Here is a 22,365-nt window from a genome sequence, read left to right as displayed (position 1 = left end):
GACAAGCAGCAGGGCGAAGGAACGGTTTCACACAAAGGACGGCTAAAATAAATATGGCATCAGTATTTTTACAGAAGAAACGGAAAGCGCGTTTGGAGCAAGGTCACCCATGGGTGTACAAAAGTGAAATAGAGCGGGTTGAAGGGGAAATTGTGCCGGGCCAGCTTGTTCCAGTGCAATCGCATCTCGGTCAATATTTGGCGACGGGGTATTACAATGAGGCATCGCAAATTACGGTCCGAATCGTATCCTACAAGCCTCTTGAGGCAATGACGACGGACTTTTTCGTCGAGCGCTTCACACGCTGCTTGCAGCATCGCAGCCGTTTTGTGAAAGATGCGCAATCGTACCGCTTGGTCTATGGCGAAGCGGACTTTTTGCCGGGGCTCATTGTCGACAAGTTTGAGAATACGCTCGTTGTGCAAATTCTCACCATGGGTATGGATCGCTGCCGTGAGCAAATTGTTGCCGCATTAGCGCAAGTTGTGCAGCCGACAGGCATTTATGAGCGCAGCGACGTGCCGATTCGCGAGTTGGAAGGCTTAAAGCAAACGAAGGGCTTACTATACGGACAGTGTCCGAAGCATGTGGACATTTTGGAAAACGGCTTGCGCATCCGAGTGGACATTGAGGAAGGGCAGAAAACGGGCTACTTTTTCGACCAGAGAGAAAATCGCGCAGCTATCGCTCCGCTGATGACAGGCTGGGGACATCGCAGCGGGATTGAGCGGAAAGAAGTAGAGCATGAAGGCTCGATGCAAACGCTGCCCGTCAATGCCAACGGCAAAGTCGTCACTTTCCCCTATTGGGACGGCGCTTCCGTGCTGGAATGTTTCTCGCATACAGGCAGCTTTACTCTCAATGCGTGCAAGTTTGGCGCTAAAAAAGTGACCTGCCTGGATATTTCCGAGCATGCCATCGAAAGCGCACGAACGAATGTCGCTTTGAACGGTTTTCAAGACCGCGTAGAGTTTGTCGTTGCCGATGCGTTCGAGTATTTGCGGACCCAAGTCAAAGGCTTGGATGAGCGTAAATTGCGTGCCAACGCCGGAAGCGGCGGTCAGGCGAAGGTCGATACCTCCAAACCGGTTGCCGAAGGCGGAAGGACGTGGGATGTCGTCATTCTCGATCCCCCTGCTTTTGCCAAAACCAAAAGTGCGGTTGAAGGCGCATGCCGCGGCTATAAAGACATCAACCTGCACGGGATGAAGCTCGTGAACGAAGGCGGGTACCTTGTAACCGCGAGCTGTTCGTATCACATGCATCCGGAGCTGTTTCTAGAGACGATTCATGCGGCGGCGACGGACGCTGGCAAGCTTCTGCGCTTGGTTGAATTCCGCGGAGCCGGCATGGATCATCCGCGCATTCTCGGCGTGGACGAGGGGCATTACTTGAAATTCGCTATTTTTGAAGTGCGGAGCAAATAAGCTGAGCTGAGCTGTCTCATAAGCAGATTTTTAACGGGGCGCGCATTATAAAAAATAACTGGAAAATCCTTCTAAATGGATCGGAAGATGACCTCGTAGGGAATATTGTAGGAAAAACTCCCGTTAATGTGACCGGATTCAGAGAAATCTCATGAAATCGGCGCAAACAGTGGGAGTTTTTCCTGTTAAAAGAGTCTGATAAGCTTCTGCAGTCCTATTATAGGGAGATTTTCCGATATTTTGACCGCAGAAGTATATCTGCACAAAGGGCTGCCTCACAGGTCATAGAAATGGCTGTTGATAGCCACTGCTGCTTGCTCAAATCCCGCGTATGTTGTATTTTGTACAACGATTTCATCCTCTTTTTCACCAAGAGGCGCGTTTCGTTGTACAAAATGCAACGATTTCACGTGAATATGCGAGAATGGCCTAGTTCTGGAGTCATTTGGTTGTATTTTGTACACGATACGACATGCGAACTGGGTTAATCGGTAGTTTTCATTGCACAAAATGCAGCGTAGGCGGGATAGTGGGCAGGCGGGTTCACAAGCCGATTCTACGAGCAAGGGTGGGGCTTGATCGACGCCATGCGCCAGCGGAAGTTACATAAACAAATGTGATCATCTTATTTTGGCTGAATCTTTTTGTTTATCGAAACGAAAGAAAACGCCAATTGGATGAAGCAGTCCCCTTCGAATATGATGAAGTAAAGCAGGTTCACACTTCACATCGAAAGGAAAATGACGATATGGCATCCGTAACCGGTTTGGACGGCGTTGTAGCAGCAGAAACAGAATTGTCTTTGGTCGATGGACAGAACGGGTATCTGGTTTATCGCGGGTATGAAGCGAAAGAGTTGGCACTGAAAATGAGCTTTGAGGAGGTCGCATACTTGCTGTGGCACGGGGAGCTGCCCTCTGCGGAAGCGCTTCATACATTCCAAAAGCAATGGGCCGAACATCGCACGATGCCTGCCGAATTGAAGGCTGTGCTGGACCTGCTGCCGAAAGAAAGCGAAATGATGAGCGTCCTTCGGACAGCCATTTCCGTCTTGGGAACATGCAGCGGGCAGGAGTCTGCTTGGCCGCCGCAATTTGAAGGCATACTGGCGAATACGGCTTTGCTGCCAACGATTATTGCGTATCACTACCGGCGCTCGCAAGGGCTTCAGCCGGTTGAGCCCGATCCGCAGTTAGATCATGTTGCGAATTACTTGTACATGTTGACAGGTTCCAAGCCGCAGACCGTTCATGTGAAGGTGTTAACGGCGTATTTCATCTTAGCGATGGAACACGGGATGAATGCTTCCACATTCGCAGGTCGTGTCGTGCTTTCTACGCAATCCGATATCACGTCTGCACTATGTGCTTCTATTGGCGCGATGAAAGGGCCGCTGCATGGAGGAGCGCCATCGGAGGTGCTGCAGATGCTGGATGAAATCGGAACTAAAGAGCAGGCGGAAGCTTGGTTGCGGGAAGAGCTCGGAGCCGGCAAAAAGCTTATGGGCTTCGGTCACCGCATCTACAAAACAAGCGATCCCAGAGCGGAAGCGCTTAGACAACTTATGCAGGAGCTGGCTTCTGAAGATCCATGGTTTGATTTGGCCGTCCATGTAGAGAAGATGGCTGTCGAGCTGCTGCGTGAATATAAGCCAGGACGAAACTTGTATGTGAATGTGGAATTTTATGCCGCAGCGGTAATGCGGGCCATTGCGCTACCGACATCCCTGTTTACGCCAAGCTTCACGCTGAGCCGGATCGTCGGATGGACGGCGCATGTATTGGAGCAGGCCGGCTGCAACCGGATTTTCAGGCCGCAATCGGTGTATGTCGGCGAGCTGCCGGCTTCGCTTTTGGATCGTCCTTAACCCCCGCCAAAATTTCACATAAAAAGCCGTCCTCCCTGTCATGATTATTCATGGGTATCGGGGGGCGGCTTTTTTGTCATGTCTCCTCTAGGCCCATCATCTGCCACCCCTCTTTTCTACCAAAAGTATGATAGAATAGATGAGATTGATATCTTTTGAGCAGCTTGAAGGAGGCCCTGTATGTCTATTCGATTCGTGATCGGCAGAGCCGGTAGTGGCAAGAGCGAACGTTGTTTGGCGGAAATGAAGCAGCATTTGGCCGAGGAGCCGGAAGGCCACCCGCTGGTTTTATTGGTGCCTGAGCAGGCAACCTTCCAAGCGGAGCATGCGCTGGTCTCGGATCCCGGCATTCGCGGGATGATTCGCGCGCAAGTGCTTAGTTTTCACCGTTTGGCATGGCGGGTCATGCAGGAAGAAGGCGGCACCGCGAGATTGCCGATTGACGATACAGGCAAAAAACTGCTGTTAACCAGCATCTTACATAAATACAAAGAGAAGCTTCGACTGTTTGGCCATTCGGCTGAACAGATGGGGTTTGTGGATCGGCTCAATCAGCTGTTTACGGAAATGAAGCGGTATTGCGTAACAGCCGAGCGGCTTGCGGAGCATGAAAATAAGCGCGCAGCTTCGCTTGGGGAAAGCGGTTTGCTGCGCGATAAGATGCACGATATTCAACTGGTTTATCGCCAGTTTGAAGCGGAGTTGGCACGCCAATATTTGGACGGCGAGGATTATTTGACGCTGCTGGCGGAGCAAATTCCGAACTCTGCCTATTTGAAGTCAGCTTCCATATGGATCGACGGCTTCCACGGATTCACACCGCAGGAATTTGCCGTACTTGGCGCGTTATTTGCCCATTGCAAGCAGGTGACCGTGACGCTTTGCTTGGATCGAGAGCTGCAGGCCGGCGATAAGCCGGATGAGCTCGATTTATTTCACCCTACGGCAACGACGATGGTCCGCATGCAGGATATGATTTGGCAGTTGGGGCTAAAGGAGGCGGAAGTCCATCTGCTAGCGCCCGAGCGTTCTCCGCGCTATGAGGATAGTCCGGCTCTTGGCTATTTGGAGCGCCATTTCGATCGCCGTATTGGCGGAACGGCACGGCGTTACCAACCGGCACCTGGCGAGAAGTTGAGCGATCAACTCGTTATCAAGGAAGCTGTTCATCGCCGTGCGGAAGTAGAGGGCGCGATTCGCGATATGCTGCACCTCGTTCGCGAGCAGGGCGTGCGATGGCGGGAAATTGCGGTTATGGTACGGAATATGGAAGGGTATCAGGATTTGCTGAAGGCCATTTTGACGGATTATGAGATTCCGCACTTTTTTGACCAAAAACGTTCCGTTTTGCATCACCCGCTGGTTGAGTTTATTCGTTCGGCACTGGAAGTCGTACAGCATAATTGGCATTACGATGCTGTATTCCGCTGCATTAAGACCGATCTGTTGATCCCGGCAGAAGCTGCCGATCAGCGGACAGAGCTGGATAAATTAGAGAATTATGTGCTTGCATTCGGTATTCAAGGCTATCGTTGGACGGATGGCAAGCCATGGACGTTTAAGTTCCGGGCCAATTTGGAGCAAGCGGATAGCCAGGTTCAGGAGCAAACGGCGGAGCTGGATGCGCTGAATACGAGCAAAGATTGGGTTGTCAGACCTTTGCTTGCTTTTGCCAAATCTTTGCAGCAGGCCAAATCGGTCAAAGATCAAGTCACAGCGTTGTACGAGCTGCTGGTAACGGTACAAGCGCCGGACAAACTGGAAGCATGGAGCCAGCAGGCGATCTCCGAAGGCAAACCTGAAAAAGCGAGAGAGCATGGTCAAATGTGGGACAGTGTGATGGACATGCTGGATCAACTGGTCGAGACGATGGGAGAAGACGAACTATCTTTGGAATTGTTTAACGGTCTGATAGAGACGGGGATGGAAAGCATGAAGCTTGGCCTGGTCCCGCCGTCGATGGATCAATTGCTCATCGGGAGCATGGACCGTACGCGCTCCAGCGGTATCCGTTATGCTTACATATTGGGTGTGAACGATGGCGTTATCCCGGCGCAAATGGTGGAAAAAGGGGTGCTGACGGAAGCGGAAAGAACCGTTCTGACCGATTCGGGTTTACCGATGGCGGACGGCAGCCGCCGCAAGCTGCTCGATGAGCAGTTTATTGTGTACACCTCCTTAACGGTGCCGGGCAAGAGGTTGTGGATGAGCTACCCGTTAGCTGATGAAGAAGGGAAATCGCTTCTGCCCTCCGAGCTGATTAAACAAATGCGTCAGCTTTTCCCGGGGACAGAAGCGCCGCTTATGCTGGCAGAGCCGTCCAATGAAGCTTCCGCACAGGAGCAGTCATCTTACATCGCCCACCCGAATCAAGCGATTTCTTATCTGGCTGTCCGCATGAAGCATTGGATGCTGGGAGGACGGATCGATAACCTGTGGTGGGAAACGTACAACTGGTTTGCGAATAAGCCCATTTGGCAGATGAAGCTGCAATCGGTCGTTCAGGCTTTGTTATATACGAATCAAGAAAAGGGGCTTAGCCCCCGGACAAGCAAGCTGTTATACGGTCAAAATTTGCGGGCGAGCGTCTCCCGAATGGAGAAGTATGTGGCGTGTCCTTTTTCCCACTTTGTTTCCCACGGTTTAAGACTGCAGGAAAGACGGGTGTACCGGCTGGATGCCCCGGATATCGGGCAGCTGTTCCATGCGGCTTTGAACCAGTTTGTCCAAAAGCTGCAGCAGGATCAACTCGACTGGGGCTCCCTGACGGCTGAACAGTGCATGGAGCGTTCCGCACAGGTTGTCGATGAGCTTGCGCCAAGGCTGCAGGGCGAAATTTTGCTCAGTTCAAGCCGGTATGCCTATATTGCGCGCAAATTGAAGCAGGTCGTAGGCCGGGCAGCTGTCGTGCTTGGCGAACATGCGAAGCACGGGCAGTTTGAACCGCTGGGTTTGGAAATTGATTTTGGACCTGGAAAGGAATTGCCGCCTCTGACCTTTGAGCTTGAAAATGGCTGTACGATGGAAATTATCGGCCGAATCGACCGGGTCGATCGCGCAGAAGGTGAGCAGGGCGTTCTTTTACGCGTCATTGATTATAAATCGAGCTCGACTTCTTTGCAGTTATCCGAAGTGTACTACGGGCTGTCGCTCCAAATGCTGACGTATCTGGACGTCATTATTACGCATGCCGAGCAGTGGCTGGGCATTGCGGCTAAGCCGGCGGGCGTGCTGTATTTCCATGTACATAACCCGATGCTTCAGCAGAAAAATGCGTTGGATCTTGATCAAATTGAGAAAGAACTGCGCAAACGTTATAAAATGAAAGGCTTGATTACCGCTGATGCGGAAGTGGCCGGTTTGATGGATGACGAGCTGCTGAAAAGCGCGGGTCATTCCCAGCTGATTCCGGTAGCCTTGAAGAAAGACGGCAGCTTCTACGCAAGCTCCTCTGTAGCAACCGACGAGCAGTGGGACACGCTTCGCAAATATGTACGCAAACAAGTCAAGCAGATCGGAACCGATATTACAGATGGTCACGTGGACATCAGTCCTTACCGTTTAGGCAAAAAAACCGCCTGCTTGCACTGCTCCTATAAATCGATTTGCCAGTTTGATCCCTTGTTTGAAGGCAATGAAGTACACCTATTGAAACAGCGGGCGAAAGATCAGCTTTGGTCCGAATTGGAGCAAAATGTCAAGGCCTAATCAAGCCGGAAAGGAGACACCCTTCATGAATAAACAACAGCAGCCTAAGCCTCCCGGAAGTACATGGACGGACGATCAATGGGACGCGATTACACTTAAGGGGCAAAATATGCTTGTCGCTGCAGCTGCGGGTTCAGGCAAAACGGCGGTCCTCGTAGAACGGATTATCCGCAGAATTTCGGATGAGTGGGAACCGGTGGACGTGGATCGGCTGCTTGTCGCCACGTTCACCAAAGCGGCCGCCTCCGAGATGAAGCACCGGATTCGCGATGCGCTGGAAAAAGAATTGATGAAGCAGCCGCATTCACAGCATCTGCGGAAGCAGCTCGCGTTAATGGGACGCGCTTCAATTACGACGCTGCACTCCTTCTGTTTGGAAGTCGTGCAGCGCTACTTCAGCGTCATTCGGTTGGATCCTGGTTTCCGGATCGCGAATGAAACGGAAGCCGAGCTGCTTCGCCAAGACCTGCTAGGCGGCATGCTCGAGGAATATTACGCCGCAAGCGGAGAGAACAGCGCCTTCTGGCGGCTCGTTGATTCGTTCAGCGGCGAGCGCAACGACGACGCGATCATGCAGCTGATTCAGAAGCTGTATGATGTGTCGCGCAGTCATCCGTGGCCGGAGCACTGGCTGAGAGCGACGGCTTCGATGTTCGGGCCGCCGGCGCCTGCTGCGCTGGAGGGGACGGAAGAAGCGGCTCCCCTCGCTTTGGAGGCCTTGCCCTACGTTGCGGCTGCCGCTGCGCCAGCCAATTATTCGCTCTGGGAGCAGAGTTTGATTCGCGACTTGACGCTGGATTTGGAAGGTGCAGCGGACTTGCTGCGCCAAGCGATAGACATCGCGGAAGCGCCCGGCGGGCCAGCACCGTATTTGGACAATTTGCACGAGGACCTTCTGCTTGTGAACAATTTGTTGGAAACGACCACTTATCCCTGGTCCGTTTTGTATCTGGGGTTTCAAACCGTCGAGTTTGGCAAGCTTAAGGCTTGCCGGGGCGATGACTACGACAAAGATATGCAGGAAGAAGTCAAGGAGCTTCGCAATAAAGCCAAGGACCAAATCAAAACGATTCAGGAAGAGCTGTTCGGCCGAACGCCGGAACAGTTTCATCAGGAGATCGCTGAGATGGCGCCGCTGCTGCATACATTGGTCGATATGGTCGTCGATTTCGGAGAGCGATACCAAGCTGGCAAGCAAGCGAAAGGTTTGATCGATTTTGCCGACTTGGAGCATTACTGTCTGCAAATTTTGAGCGCCCCGGGTTCGATTCCGGGTGAATTGGTGCCTTCTGAAGCAGCAGCTGCTTACCGACATCAATTTGCGGAAGTGCTTTTGGATGAATATCAAGACACCAATCGCGTACAAGAGGCTATTGTCGAATTGATTTCGAATACGAAGCCCGGGAACCGGTTTATGGTTGGTGACGTGAAGCAAAGTATTTACCGGTTTCGCCTTGCAGAGCCGGGACTTTTTCTGGAAAAGTACAAGGCTTACCGTTCCAATAAAGATGAAACGGCGTTAAACGCTTCTCCCGGCGGTCGTATCGATTTGGCGCGGAATTTCCGGAGCCGCCTTGAAGTTGTGCATGCCGTGAATTTTGTGTTCAAACAAATCATGAATGAATCTGTCGGTGAAATCGCCTACGATGAGCGGGCTGAACTTGTGTATGGAGCGGGATACCCGCCATCGGCTTCGGATTGCTCGGTAGAAATGATGATTATCGACCGTGGCAGCGATGCTTCGGATAAGGCGGATTCTTCGGCTTCGGGAGATGAGGAGGAAGAGTTTTCGGACTCTTCGGGTCAGGGGGAAGTGACTCCTGCCGATCCTGTTCTGGAAGCGCAAGAACTCGAAACAGCGCAGCTGGAGGCGCGGGCGATCGCGAGTCAAATCAGAGGTTTGTTAGGTGCGGACGGACAGGAAGTTTTTCAGGTTTTTGATAAAAGAACGGGCGGGGACCGGCCTGCCACATACCGGGATATCGTGATCCTGCTGCGGGCTACCCAGCAATGGTCGCCAATCCTCATCGAGGAGCTTAAAAAGCAGGGAATACCTGCCTATGCAGAGCTAAGCACGGGGTACTTTTCCGCAACGGAAGTGGAAGTGATGCTTTCGTTATTGAAGATTATCGACAATCCGTATCAGGATGTCCCGCTGGCTGCGGTGCTGCGATCGCCAGTCGTTCAGCTCTCGGCGGAAGACCTTGCGCAAATTCGCGTTGCGGATAAATCGGTGCCTTTCTATGAGTCTGTGCTAGAGCTCGTTAATGGTGAAAGTTCGCCAGACAATGAAGCACTATGCCAGAAGCTTCGCTATTTCTTAACGCTGCTGGAAGCGTGGCGAAATGAAGCGAGACAGGGCTCATTGGCCGATTTAATTTGGCAAATTTACCGCCAGACGGGCTACTATGATTTCGCCGGAGGTTTGCCGGGAGGCATGCAAAGACAAGCGAATTTGCGGGCTTTGTATGACCGGGCCCGGCAATATGAAAGCACGTCCTTGCGCGGACTGTTCCGGTTCCTTCGTTTTATTGAGCGCATGAAAGAAAGCGGCGGCGATCTGGGAACTGCGCGTGCGCTCGGCGAGCAAGAGGATGTTGTGCGGATTATGTCCATTCACAAAAGTAAAGGTCTGGAATTCCCTGTCGTTTTCGTGGCGGGCATGGCCAAAATGTTTAATCAACGGGATTTGAACGAAGCGTTCCTGCTTCACAAGGAGCTTGGCTTCGGACCGCGATTTGTAGATACGGCGCTGCGCGTCAGCTATCCGACCTTGCCGTCGCTGGCGATCAAAAGACGCATGAAGCTGGAGCTTCTAGCCGAGGAAATGCGGGTTTTGTACGTCGCTTTGACACGGGCCAGAGAGAAGCTTTATTTACTGGGAACGGTGAAATCGCTGGAAAAATTGCTGCGTGCCTGGGGACGCCATCTCTCCAGAAGCGACTGGTATTTGCCGGACTTTGAACTGGCCAAAGCCAAGAGCTATCTCGATTGGGTAGGCCCTGCGCTGCTTCGTCACCCGGACAGCACGTTATGGAGAGAGCGGCTGGGGATCAGCGAGGCCTCCTCTGGCGTGCGGCTGCTGCACGATGATTCCAAGTGGAAGCTGACGGTTATTTTGCCTGAGAGCTTGCAAGGGGCTGAATCGCTGGAAGAGGAAACTTATACGCCGGATGCAGGCCGGATGGAAAATATTCGTCATCTGCAAGCTGTTGCGGCATCAGGCGACTGGCAAAGCTGGTTGGATGACAGGCTTGCTTGGGACTATATGTACCCGGATGCGCCAAAGCTTTTTGCCAAAACGACCGTATCCGAAATCAAACGATTGTCGGAGATGAATCGCATTGCGGATGAAATGGAGCTTCCTATTGGCAGTGCTGCTGTGGCTTTAGAGGGATCAGCCGGCGCAGCAGCAGCTACTGAGAAGACCGCTTCTACCGTATGGCGCAGACCTAGATTTATGGAAGAAAAGAAATTAACCGCTGCCGAAAAAGGAACGATTGTGCATGCGGTGATGCAGAACCTCAGCTTGCAGGAAATACCTACGGAAGCCAGCGTTCAAGCCACGTTAAACGGGATGCTGGAGAAGCAAACCCTTACCGTGGAGCAAAGCGCCGTTGTGGACATTCCTGTGATTCTGCAATTTTTCGCGACGGAGATTGGCAGGCGGATGATACAGGCCGCAAATGTGCAGCGTGAGGTGCCGTTCAGCTATGGTTTGCCTGCGGAAGAAGTGTATGCAGGAATCGATCGTTCCACGACCGGTGAGACGGTGCTGATTCAAGGTGTTATCGATTGTTTATTTGAAGACGAGCTTGGGCTCGTTCTTGTGGATTATAAAACAGATGCCGTGAAGGGCAGCAGCGATGCCGAGCTTCAGTTGCGTTACGAGAAGCAAATATCGCTGTATTCACGGGCTGTGGAACATATTTGGAAGCGGCCGATCAGCGGCAAGTTTCTGTATTTCTTTGACGGGGCGAGATTGCTGGAAATGTAGAGCGGAGGTTGAAGTATGCGGATTTTACACACAGGGGATTGGCATTTCGGCCGATCCCTGGAAGGCCGGAGCCGGTTGGAGGAACAGACCGCTTTCGTCGATGAGCTTGTGCGTATTGTCAAGGAAGAGGACATCGATCTCGTTTTGATTGCAGGAGACATTTACGACAGTGTGAATCCGCCTGCGGCAGCGGAGCAGCTCTTCTACGAAGGCATCGCCCGCTTGGCCGAAGGCGGGAAGCGGCACGTTGCCATTATTTCGGGGAATCACGATCACCCGGATCGTTTAGCCGCATCAGGCCCGCTTGCTGCGAAGCAGGGGATTACGATCATAGGACTGCCTGTGCCGGATATTCAGTCGATCGGTATTGCCAGAACGGGGGAGATGGCTCGCTTAATCGCGCTGCCGTATCCTTCGGAATCCCGTTTGAAGGAGCTGCTGTCCGATGTCGCGGAAGAGGAAGTGCTGCGCAGCAAATATTCGGAGCGGGTTGGTGCGCTAATTCGCAAGCAGGCCCAATTTTTCCAGCCGGATACGGTAAATTTAATCATGAGTCATTTGTATGTGCTGGGCGGCCAAGAATCTACGGAATCCGAACGTCCGATTCAAGTAGGCGGAGCCTATACAGTGGATACAAATGCGTTAACGGCAGGAGCGCAGTATGTAGCGCTAGGACATTTGCACCGGCCCCAGAACGTCAAGGCGGCTTCCCCAATCCGCTATTGCGGATCGCCTCTGGCCTACAGCTTCTCGGAAGCCGGACAAGCGAAGTCCGTTACGGTCTTGGATTTAGCTCCCGGACAATCCGCTGAGCCCAAAGAGATTTACCTCACTTCCGGAAGGCCGCTGGTAAGCTGGAAAGCCAAAGAAGGCATCGGACAGGTGCATCAATGGTTGGAAGAAGGGCGGGACGCTTCGGCATGGATCGATTTGGAAGTCACGATGACGGCAGCCATGTCCATTGAGCAGATTCAAGGTCTGCGCAAAGCCTATGAGGGCTTCATTCACATTCGCCCGATCTATCCGGAAATGGAAGGGGCTCGCGCAGCTGTAGCGAAAGCGGATTTATCCATGGAGGAGCATTTTACCCGCTTCTATGCGCGTCAAACCGGTGGAGCGCAGCCTGAACCTGAGCTGGTCCGGCTATTTTTGGAATTGGTGCAGGAGAAAGAGACGGCTGACTCATTGGGGGAATAGACCTTTTTTATTCCCGAGTAATGCCTGTGGATAATTTAAGGAAGAAAGGAGATCTTCGATTTGCGTCCTATTCAGTTGCAGATGTCGGGGCTTCAAAGTTATCGTGAAATGCAGACGATTCAGTTCGGCCAATTAGTGGACGCAGGCGTTTTTGGCATCTTCGGGCCAACCGGGAGCGGGAAATCATCGATCTTGGATGCGATCACTCTGGCCTTGTACGGCAAGGTGGAGAGAGCCAGCGGCGGCACGCAAGCCATTATGAATCATGCCGAACAAACGCTATTCGTTTCCTTTACGTTCGAGCTAACGAACGCAGCCGGCACCGAACGTTATCAGGTAGAGCGGCAGTTCAAGCGAGGGACGGAAACCTCCATTAACAGCACGATAACGCGCCTTTTACATATTAAAGAGAACGAAACGATTGTGCTTGCCGACAAAGCGGGCGAAGTCAATCAGCAGGTGCAGCAGATTTTGGGGCTGTCCATGCAGGATTTTACGAGGGCGGTTGTGCTTCCGCAGGGGAAATTCGCTGAATTTCTAACCTTGACGGGGAAAGATCGCCGGCAAATGCTGCAGCGTCTTTTTCATCTCGAACAATACGGTGATCAGCTCAGCGCTAAAGTGAGTGCCAAAGTGAAGGAAACGGATAGCTTCGTGAAGCAGCTTGCTGCCGAACAGGCGGGCCTTGGGGATGCATCGGAGCAAGCGCTGCGGGAAGCGAATGCAAGGCTTGCGCAAGCGGAGGAAGAATCGGTTCAAAGCCGCCTCCTGCTTGCCCGGCAGGAAAAGAACTATGAGGAACAGAAACAGGTGTTTGCGTGGCAGCAGGAGAAAGAGAAGTTCGAACTTGACGCTCGCAAGCAGCAAGAACAAGAAGCAGACATTCGTGAGAAAGAGCTGTTGCTCCAAAAAGATGAGCAAGCGGATCGCGTTAAGCCTTATCTGGAACAGCATGGTTTAGCTGTAAATGACGTTCGCACAAGCCAGACCCAGCTGGAGCAAGCGACAGCCTATCAGCAGGCGGCGGAAAACGCACATCGCACGGCTGCGGACAAAGCTGACCTAGCGCAGCAAGAATTGGCGCGCGAGGAAGGTCCGCTAATGCTTCGGCTTGATCAACTGGAGCAAGCTCTTGTCATTCAACAGGAATTGCATCAGGTTCAAGCGCAGATTCAAACGGCCCAGGAGCAAGAAGCTGTAGCTAAGTCGCACGTCACGAGGCTGCAGGCCGAAATAACGAAGCAAGAAGAAACGAAGCAAAAGGCGATCCTTAAGCAAACCGCTCTCAAAGAGCAGTTGAAAGCCGTAGAAACGAGTGCGGCGAGCAGACAACTGCTGCAAAAAGCGGTTCATGAGAAAAAGACGTTCGAGCAGCTTCAACTACAAGGCGAAGAAGCTCAAAAAAGCAAAGCGGATAAAGCCGCAGCTTATGTAGCTGTGGAACGGAACAAGCAGCAATGGCTTGCGATGCAGGGGGAATTGCAAAGCGAGATAGCGGCATGGTTGAAGCAATCGGATGATACAGGAGCCGGAATTCAAAGCCAAATCAGCGGTTTTTCAGCGTTCGTTCCAGAGCTGCAAGCTTATCTGGACGAGCAGAAAAGACGTTGGAAAATGGAAGAACGTCATGCCTTGGCTGCCCTTTTGGCAAATGATTTGCAAGATGGGGAGCAGTGTCCTGTTTGCGGTTCCACCGAGCATCCTTTCCGCCATTCCAAGGAAGGGCACGCTGCTGCCGAGGGGCTGAACAAGCCCGATAACGCCGAAGATCATATTCATCAAGGCGAACAGCTGCTGCAGGTAGCGAAAGAATATGTGTTTACGCACAATCAACTGCTTCGCAAATGGGGCGCACTTCATCAACAAGCATTGGAGTTGTCTGTTTCATCGCAGTCAGAGGCGGAAGGTCAAGCTTATCTTGCGTGGCGGCAAGTTGCAGCCGGTACGGCCGAGGAATCGGCAATAAGCAGGGCTGAAGGGCAAACGGAGATCACCATAGAGGGTCTAACGTCAATATGGGAAAATACGGTATCTCTCGCGCAAAGCCAGCAGAACGCTTTTGAAGCTTTAGAAAATGCATATAATCGCTTGCAAAAAGAACAAGCGCGTTGCAGCCAGCAGCTCGTGCAGGCGAACGCTCAGCTGGAGGCAGCCGACCAGCTGCGGCAGGAAGCGGAAAGCAAGTTCAAGCTTTTGCAGATGTCCTTGGATGAAAAGCGACAGAGCTGGCAGGAGACATTTGCTGAGCTGCTTTGGGAGCAAGTTGAGCAGCAGCTTGACTCCTTGCTTGCGAGCGAGCGTCTTGCGGATGAGCTTCGCAGCCGGATTGAGAAGAGCGTCCCTTTCCTCGAGGAGCTGACGAGGAACATCGAGGGGCTCCAGCGCGAGCTGCTGGAGCAGGATCGCACGGCCCTGCAGCTGCACGAACGGCTGCAGGGCTTGGCGCAGCTCGCCGCCGACAAGTCGCGGCAGCTCGCACCCAGCGCGCCCGGCGCGGCTGTGCCGCAGCTCATCGCGGAGGCGACCTCCGCGCTTGAGCGGCTGCGGCAGCTCGCGCAGCAAACCAAGCTCGCGCATGCGCAGGCGCAGCGCGAGCAGCTTCAGGCGGCGCAGCGCTACAGCGCCGCCGCCGAAGCCGCTGCCGCCGCGGCGCGGCAGCTCGCCCAAACCGAGCGCGCGCTGCACAGCGCGCTCGAAGAGAACGGCTTCGCGTCGCGCGAAGCCGCAGCGGCTGCGGCGCTGGCGCCTGAGCAGCGCCGCCTGTGGGCTCAGCTCGCGGCGGAGCACCGCGAGCGCGAGCAGGCGCTGCGCGCCCAGCTGGCGCAGCTGGCAGCGAAGCTGCAGGGCCGCGTGCTAAGCGCGGCCGAGTGGGCGCTCACGCAGGCGCAGCTGAGCGCAGCCAAGGCCGCGGCGGAGGCTGCGCTGGAAGCGCGGGCCAAAGCGGCCCAGGGGGCCAGCGAGCTTGCGGTGCGGCACACGCGCTGGCGCGAGCTTGAATCGCGCCGTATCGAGCAGGCGGCGCAGTTGGAACGGCTTGGCAAGCTGCAAGCCGTGCTCAAAGCCAATGCCTTCGTCGAATATCTCGCCGAAGAGCAGCTCATGCAGGTCAGCCGCGCGGCTTCGGAGCGGCTGGGTGAACTGACACGCCGGCGCTATGCGATCGAAGTCGACTCCGGCGGTGGCTTCGTCATCCGCGATGATGCCAACGGCGGGGTGAAACGGCCGGTCAGCACATTGTCCGGAGGGGAAACCTTTCTCACCTCGCTGGCGCTGGCGCTCGCGCTCTCCGCGCAGATTCAGCTGAAAGGGGAATATCCGCTTGAATTCTTCTTTCTGGACGAAGGCTTCGGCACGCTGGATCAAGATTTGCTGGATATGGTGATCGGAGCGTTGGAGAAACTGCATATGGACAGCTTGGCCGTAGGCGTGATTTCCCACGTCCCTGAACTGCGGGCGCGTTTGACCCGCAAATTGATCGTGCATCCTGCCGAGCCTTCCGGCCGCGGCAGCCGCATTGTTTTAGAAGAATTATAGCTTACTATATCAAGGTTAGCGTCGCGTCAGCGTCGTTAGCCTTTTTTCGTTTCTCTCATTCTTCTTTTAGGTGATCGCATCATTCCGTTTCGTACAAGTTGGCATACACTGCAACAACTTTACGGAAGAGGAGAATGGAAATGGCTACTTTTCACGAGGCTCTCAAGCATAAGAACAGGATCTCGCCAGTCCTATTGAGAAGATCAGGGGTAACGGCAGTAGGAGTCGGTTACGCAGATCCTAATAAACCGGCCTTGGGGGCAGGTGTAATCGTCTATACCCATCAGAAGTTCGCTCCTTCAAGTCTGAACACCCTCAAAGGCGTGCTCGCCAAAGCAGGGAACGCGGTGCCTGTGCGTTTCGTGCATGCCGGTAAATTTCGTTCGCATGCGCAGCGGTCAAAACCTCGGGGTCGGGGGATGAAAGCCGCACCGTTTACAAGCCGAATACGTCCTGTTCCAGGTGGCGTAAGTATTGGTAGAGTGAATCCTGACGCTACAGGAACAGCAGGTCTCATCGTGATCAGAAATAACCAGCTGTATGTGCTCAGCAACAACCATGTGCTGATCAAAGACAATTCCCCAGCTTTTTCAGCAACGCTGCAGCCTGGTCCGGCAGATGGCGGCATCGCCAGCAGAGATACAATTGGCAGAGCGTTTCAATTCGTCCGGTTAGTTCCGGGCGGCGTCAATTTCCAGGATTCTGCCATTGCGATTCCGAATGCCAACAGCCTGTTAAATCCACGTTATCTCCTTAACGATTCCGGACAACTGATCACAGTTCCGGGCCATCTCCTTAGCTACCCCGTTGGGCTGCAAGTGATGAAGTCAGGACGAACAACCGGGTTCGTCAGAGGAACCGTTGAAGCCAATAATGTGGATATTCGCGTCTCGTACGGAGGGACTTTAGGAGATCTATTATTCCGCAATCAATCCATTATTCGCGGTAACAGCGGGCCTGTATCACTTCCCGGCGATTCCGGCTCTGCATGGCTGAGGGAGAGCGATCGTTTTGCAGCAGCCCTTAATTTTGCAGGCTCGTCCGATGGGATGCGCTCGATCAGCAATCCGATTGGCTTGGTCATGTCGACCTACAATTTGCGAGTTGCAATTCCGGCAGCAGGCAATGCCTTTAAGAGCGGCTTGATTAGAGGAAAGGCTCCGGCGGGAAATCATGCTTACGTCCAGCCATTAACGGAGCTTCAGCGAAAAAGGATCCGCGCTATTCTTGTGAGATCCAAATAGACGATACAATGCGGCTGTTCTCTAGGTTTTTTAATACCTTGAGGCAGCTTTTTCATTTGTAATTTTTCATTAAAGGTGCTACTTTCCGGCATTTTTGACGTATTCACTTAAAGACATTGCAGAGAGCTTAGAGAAGGGGAGTCGACTGACTTGAAAAGAGGGGCAAGAAAATTAAGTATTCTTACATTGGCTGTTGGTTTATTGGCGGCCGGTGTGGCAGGTTCGCCGACGCCGGCTCACGCCGACATCGTGTGGGATCATTGGCAGAAAGCGGAGTCGCTTGCTTCAGGAGGCAAGCAAGGTGAGGCCGTTCCCCACTGGCAGTTTCTGGCCAATCATTATGCGGGATTAGGGGAATGGGAAAATGCTGCGCTCTTTTGCGGGAAACTGGATGCTTATTATGATGCGATCGGCAGCTATGAGCAAGCGATTTATTATTATGAATTAGAGAATCAATACTGGGTGAACGCAGGACGGGACTGGGGAGCTGTCAAGCTGCAGCGGGCGGATCAAATCCGAACCACGGTTGAATTATATCGAACGGAACGTGATCAATACGAACTCAAAAGGCAAGCTCTGCCCAAAAATGGTCAACTCGCGAAATTCGAGCCTGCCTACGGGACCTACCTGGGGATGTATTCGGAGCAAGATCCTAAGGTAGGGAACCTTTTTACGAAAACGGAATCCGTTTATGGCAAAAATCATGCCATTTACTTGGCTTACGCCCATTGGGGACAAAACTTCCCTGCCATGTATGCCAAACGGGCGAAAGAAGCTGGCAGCGCTTTGCAGATCGCGTGGGAACCGGACGAAGGATTGGACCCCGTTGTAGACGGAACGTATTTACGCAAATGGGCACAGGAAGCCAAAGCCGCAGGTATCCCGATTTTTTTGCGTTTTGCAGGTGAAATGAACGGCGCTTGGGTCAAATGGCACGGCAACCCCTCGCAGTATATTGCCAAATTCCGCATGCTGCATGACGTATTTGCCGCAGAAGCGCCCAATGTGGCCATGGTTTGGAGTCCGGGCGATGTGCCTGCGAATGATATTGACCCTTACTATCCCGGAGACGCTTATGTGGACTGGGTCGGGGTGAGTCTGTACATAGAACCGTACGAAAACGGGGACCCGTCGCTGCCGTCCATGATTTCTACGAGCAATGTTGAAAGATTGACGAGACTGTATAACACGTATTCGGACCGCAAGCCTTTGATGCTCAGTGAAACGGGTGTTCCTCATTATTCCCATGCTGCCGGTGAGGATTTTACGGAATGGGCCAAGCTCAATCTCCAGCGTCTATATGAAATCATGCCTTACAAATACCCGCGATTAAAGGCGATTACTTATTTTAATGTGGACCAAAAAATGGCGAACGCGAAAAACGACTACTCGCTGTCGGACTCCTCGGAGATTCAAACTTACTATAGCAAGCTTATTGCGAATCCTTACCTGCTGTCCAAAGTTTCCGATGGCGCACAGCCGTCCGACAAAATTGGTTACGTGCCTGTCGATGCCAATCACCAAACTTTTGCCAAACAAACGAAATTCATTCCATTCGTCAAAATCCCCGACGTCTACATCGGTAAAGTGGACTATGTCTTGAACGGAAAGGTGATTGCCTCGCAGGCTGACTTGCCATACGGGCTCACGCTGAAAGCGGGAGAAGTTCCCGAAGGTTCTGTCATGCAGATTAAAGTGTATAACAAATCGGGATCTCAAGCGGCTCTCCGCACGTATGGCATCTCGTCGCAAGTATCCGTTGAATTGGACGGCAAAGCCTTGCCGTTTGAACAAGTGCCGGTCATCAGCAACGGTTCGACGTTGACACCGCTTCGGGCCATTTTTGAAGCGATGGGGGCGAAGGTTGAATATGAGGCGGCAACAAGGTCGGTAACGGTCACAAAGGGCAGCACGACAGTGCGGTTGACTCTTGATCAGAAGACCGTGTATGTAAATGGCAAAGCCGTCCAGTTGGAAGAACCCGCCCAGTTAGTTAACGGATATACGCTGGCTCCTGCCAGGTTTGTCGGTGAAACCTTCGGTGGCAAGGTAGGCTGGGATGGTTCCAGCAGAACCGTGACGATTTCTACGAAATAAGGCAAGCGAGAGAGAATGATATATCTTCTGACGCCTTGTTAGGGGGACAGCAGTATGTTTGATTTAGCGTTTTAAGGAGTGGTAAGTGCAGGAGTATTGGCACTAGGCTATTTTACTGTTTATTTAGTAAAGAAATTGAAATGAAATTTACATTGGCAAACCGTTACGCTTAGAAGACTGTCTCAAAAGGTTAGAAATGACCTGGCGGACAGTCTTTTTGGGTAGATAAGAAAGGATAAGTTTTATACTTTTGCTTCGCATCTACCTTGACAAACGCGTTCGTCCTGAAAGGACGACAAAGTCGTTTATCCTTGTCTGCTCGCAGATGGATGAAGTAGACATCAAACATTATTTAGTTAAACGCATAACTTATAAATGAATTTAATTAGAAAAAGATAACGTTATCATATTGTATTTTGCAAAAATACACCTTATAATCTAGTTAAACGTGTAACTAAGAATTAAAGAGGGGAACACATGAAAAAACCAACAATTAAAGATGTGGCCAAAGTTGCAGGGGTTTCAGCAGCCGCAGTTTCCTACGCATTGAATGGCAGGACAGATAAAGTTTCCAATGAAACGATCGAGCGCATCAAGAAAATTATTGACACGATGAACTACGTACCGGATTTTTCTGCGAGAAGCTTGGTCAAGAACCAATCCAAGTTGATTGGGATTGTGATTCCACAAACGGAGTCTCATAAGCAGCTTATCCTTGAAAACCCTTTCTATAGTGAAATGATCAGCGGCATTGAAAGCAAGCTGCGGGAGTACGGTTATCATCTCTTGTTATCCGGGGTGAACCAGGGCGAGAGTTATCTGGATTTGTCCGTGCAGCGGAATTTGGATGGCGCGATTATGATGGGGATCTATCCGGAGCAATTTTATGACGGCTTTAAGAAAATCAATATTCCGATTGTGCTGATCGATAGCTACATCAACGACAGTTACTTCAAGCGCATTGGCATCGATGACGAATACGGCGGGTATTTGGCGACGAAGTATTTGATCGATAAGGGACATTCGAACATTGGGCTGGTGACAGGGGCGATTCGCAAGGATGGCGTCGTCGAGAAACGCTTTCTCGGATACAAGCGGGCGATTCGTGAAGCGAATTTCTTTTATAACTCGGACTACGTATTCGAGGAATCTATGAGCTATGAGCACGGCTTGGCTGCGGGCCAATTAATAGCGAAGAAATTCCCGGAAATTACAGCTGTGTTCGCAACGGGGGATATGGTCGCATTCGGAGCGATTCGAAGCTTGATGGATCAAGGGAAAAAGGTTCCTGAAGATATATCGGTTATCGGTTTTGACGATATCACCATGTCCAAAATGTTCATTCCTCCTCTCACGACGATCCGCCAAAATATTACGGAAAAAGGCGCAATTGCCGCTGAACATCTGATTCATATGATTCAAGGCGGTGTGGAGCAAGAGGCGAATGAAATTATGCTGCCGCTTACAATCGTGGAAAGAGCTACAGTGAGAGTCAAGGAGTAACCAACATGTGGGGAACCGGAAAAGGAGATTGACATGGTAGGACAAAATAAACTATCCAAAATAGTTGTCATCATCGGGTTTTTGCTTCCTAGTTTAGCGGGTCTGCTGCTCTTTCAACTCGTACCGATGCTTTCGTCGGCCGTCATCAGCTTTACGAATTGGGATTTGCTGACCCCGGCGAAGTTCGTTGGTCTCGATAATTATACGGAAGCTTTGCAAGATGAGAAAACGCTTACATCATTACTGAACATTTTGCAGTATATCATTGGTTATATTCCTTCTGTCCTCATCTTCGGTTTATTGTTTGCTGTCTTATTGAATCGCAAACTAACAGGAATAAAGCTGTACCGCATATTTATCTTCGTGCCGGTGATCACCTCCTGGGTAGCTGTTTCCATCGTTTGGCGCTGGTTGTTGAACGGGCAGAACGGACTTATTAACTACTTATTGTCCCTCGTTGGCGTTCAGGGTCCCGTGTGGCTGCAAGATTTTGTATGGGCAATGCCTTCGATCATAGCGGTGAGTGTGTGGAAAGATATCGGCTATGTGACGGTCATCCTTCTCGCCGGGCTGCAGGATATTTCAGAAGACTATTACGAAGCGGCGACGATTGACGGCGCTGGCGGTTTTCAACAATTTTTCCGGGTTACGCTGCCGCTGCTGACACCAAGTATTTTTTTCGTACTCGTGATCTCGCTGATCAATGGCTTCCAGCTTTTCGATCAAGTGCTTGTCATGACCGGCGGCGGACCGGCGGGGCAAACGAGCACGCTCGTGCAGCAAATTTACGGAAACGCTTTTCAGAGCTATAAAATGGGCTTTGCGTCCGCACAGTCCTGGATCTTGTTTGTGATTATTTTCGCCGTGACGATCATTCAGCAGCAGCTTCAGAAAAGGTGGGTGACTTATGACCGATAAATATATGCCGTATCGCAACCTGCTTTCACATCTGATCTTGATTGCGGCTGCCATTGTCCTCATGTTTCCCTTTGTTTGGATGCTCTCCGGATCTTTCAAAGATAACTTGGAAGTCGTCAGGATGCCGCCGAATCTGATTCCCGACACGTTTAAATTCAGCAACTATGTGGAAATTACCAAATATTTTCCGATATATCGATTTCTGGGAAATAGTGTTGCTGTTTCAATCGTAACGACGATTGCGCAAATCATTGTATGTGCGATGGCTGCGTTTGTTTTTGCGAAAATCCCTTTTCGAGGGAGAGAGACGTTATTCGTTCTGTATCTCATTACGATGATGATTCCGATGCAAGTTACGATGACGCCGCTATTTATCGTGTTTCAGAAGCTGCATCTGACCAATACGTATTTGGGTCTCATTTTACCCGGTATCTTCAGCGCTTATGGGACTTTCCTGCTGCGGCAGCATATCATGACGATTCCCGATCCGCTGATTGAGGCTGCCAGAATGGATGGAGCTTCGTATGTGAGAGTGTTTCTAAGTGTCATTCTACCGCTCAGCAAACCTGCGATTGCGACTCTGGCAATCTTTGCTTTCATGGCTTCGTGGAACAATTTTTTGTGGCCGTTGATTATTACAAGCGATAAGGAGTTGATGACGCTGCCAATCGGGCTCAGTAAACTGCAGGGCAGATGGGCGACGGAGTGGAACATTTTGATGGCGGGCAATGTGATCAGTTTTATTCCGATTTTCATTGTGTTTCTGTTTGCATCCAGATATTTCATTAAGGGAATGACAATGAGCGGTGTCAAAGGCTAATGAGAGGGGTGATAGGCTGCATCAAAGGGGAACTGCCATAGTCTAAGGAATTG

General features: G+C 51.8%; 11 protein-coding genes. All 11 read left to right on the top strand.

The window, feature by feature from the left end; genetic code table 11:
• Positions 1 to 53: 53 nt before the first annotated feature.
• Entirely contained in the window at positions 54 to 1,427 is a 1,374-nt protein-coding gene (locus tag AC3WRW_RS06530; RefSeq protein WP_492545533.1) for a class I SAM-dependent rRNA methyltransferase, read from the top strand.
• A 748-nt stretch (positions 1,428 to 2,175) separates the two neighbouring features.
• Positions 2,176 to 3,294 carry a citrate synthase gene (locus AC3WRW_RS06525; protein WP_492545532.1) on the top strand — a complete coding sequence of 373 codons (1,119 nt, stop codon included), beginning with the start codon at positions 2,176 to 2,178 and terminating at the stop codon, positions 3,292 to 3,294.
• Between the two features lie 180 nt (positions 3,295 to 3,474).
• Entirely contained in the window at positions 3,475 to 7,002 is a 3,528-nt protein-coding gene (gene addB, locus AC3WRW_RS06520) for a helicase-exonuclease AddAB subunit AddB (protein WP_492545531.1), read from the top strand.
• A 25-nt stretch (positions 7,003 to 7,027) separates the two neighbouring features.
• On the top strand, positions 7,028 to 10,999 hold the full coding sequence (gene addA, locus AC3WRW_RS06515) for a helicase-exonuclease AddAB subunit AddA (protein WP_492545530.1): 3,972 nt from the start codon (positions 7,028 to 7,030) through the stop codon (positions 10,997 to 10,999).
• Positions 11,000 to 11,014: 15 nt separating this feature from the next.
• Positions 11,015 to 12,196 carry an exonuclease SbcCD subunit D gene (locus AC3WRW_RS06510; RefSeq protein WP_492545529.1) on the top strand — a complete coding sequence of 394 codons (1,182 nt, stop codon included), beginning with the start codon at positions 11,015 to 11,017 and terminating at the stop codon, positions 12,194 to 12,196.
• 60 nt (positions 12,197 to 12,256) lie between these two features.
• Complete coding sequence (locus AC3WRW_RS06505) at positions 12,257 to 15,730, top strand: SbcC/MukB-like Walker B domain-containing protein (protein WP_492545528.1); 3,474 nt, start codon at positions 12,257 to 12,259, stop codon at positions 15,728 to 15,730.
• 194 nt (positions 15,731 to 15,924) lie between these two features.
• The gene (locus AC3WRW_RS06500) at positions 15,925 to 16,974 is read left to right on the top strand and encodes a chymotrypsin family serine protease (RefSeq protein ID WP_492545527.1); all 1,050 of its coding nucleotides are present in this window, start codon (positions 15,925 to 15,927) and stop codon (positions 16,972 to 16,974) included.
• Between the two features lie 150 nt (positions 16,975 to 17,124).
• Positions 17,125 to 19,071, top strand: a complete 1,947-nt coding sequence (locus AC3WRW_RS06495) for a stalk domain-containing protein (RefSeq protein WP_492545526.1) — start codon at positions 17,125 to 17,127, stop codon at positions 19,069 to 19,071.
• 477 nt (positions 19,072 to 19,548) lie between these two features.
• Positions 19,549 to 20,574, top strand: a complete 1,026-nt coding sequence (locus AC3WRW_RS06490; RefSeq protein ID WP_492545525.1) for a LacI family DNA-binding transcriptional regulator — start codon at positions 19,549 to 19,551, stop codon at positions 20,572 to 20,574.
• 33 nt (positions 20,575 to 20,607) lie between these two features.
• Positions 20,608 to 21,492: a carbohydrate ABC transporter permease gene (locus tag AC3WRW_RS06485; RefSeq protein ID WP_492545524.1), complete on the top strand. Its 885-nt coding sequence runs from the start codon at positions 20,608 to 20,610 to the stop codon at positions 21,490 to 21,492.
• On the top strand, positions 21,482 to 22,312 hold the full coding sequence (locus tag AC3WRW_RS06480; RefSeq protein WP_492545523.1) for a carbohydrate ABC transporter permease: 831 nt from the start codon (positions 21,482 to 21,484) through the stop codon (positions 22,310 to 22,312). Before AC3WRW_RS06485 ends, AC3WRW_RS06480 begins: the two co-directional genes overlap by 11 nt.
• The last annotated feature ends 53 nt before the right edge of the window (positions 22,313 to 22,365 follow it).

This window comes from Paenibacillus sp. FW126-R14 (assembly GCF_058789495.1).
This window is presented reverse-complemented; position numbering and strand designations above follow the sequence as displayed.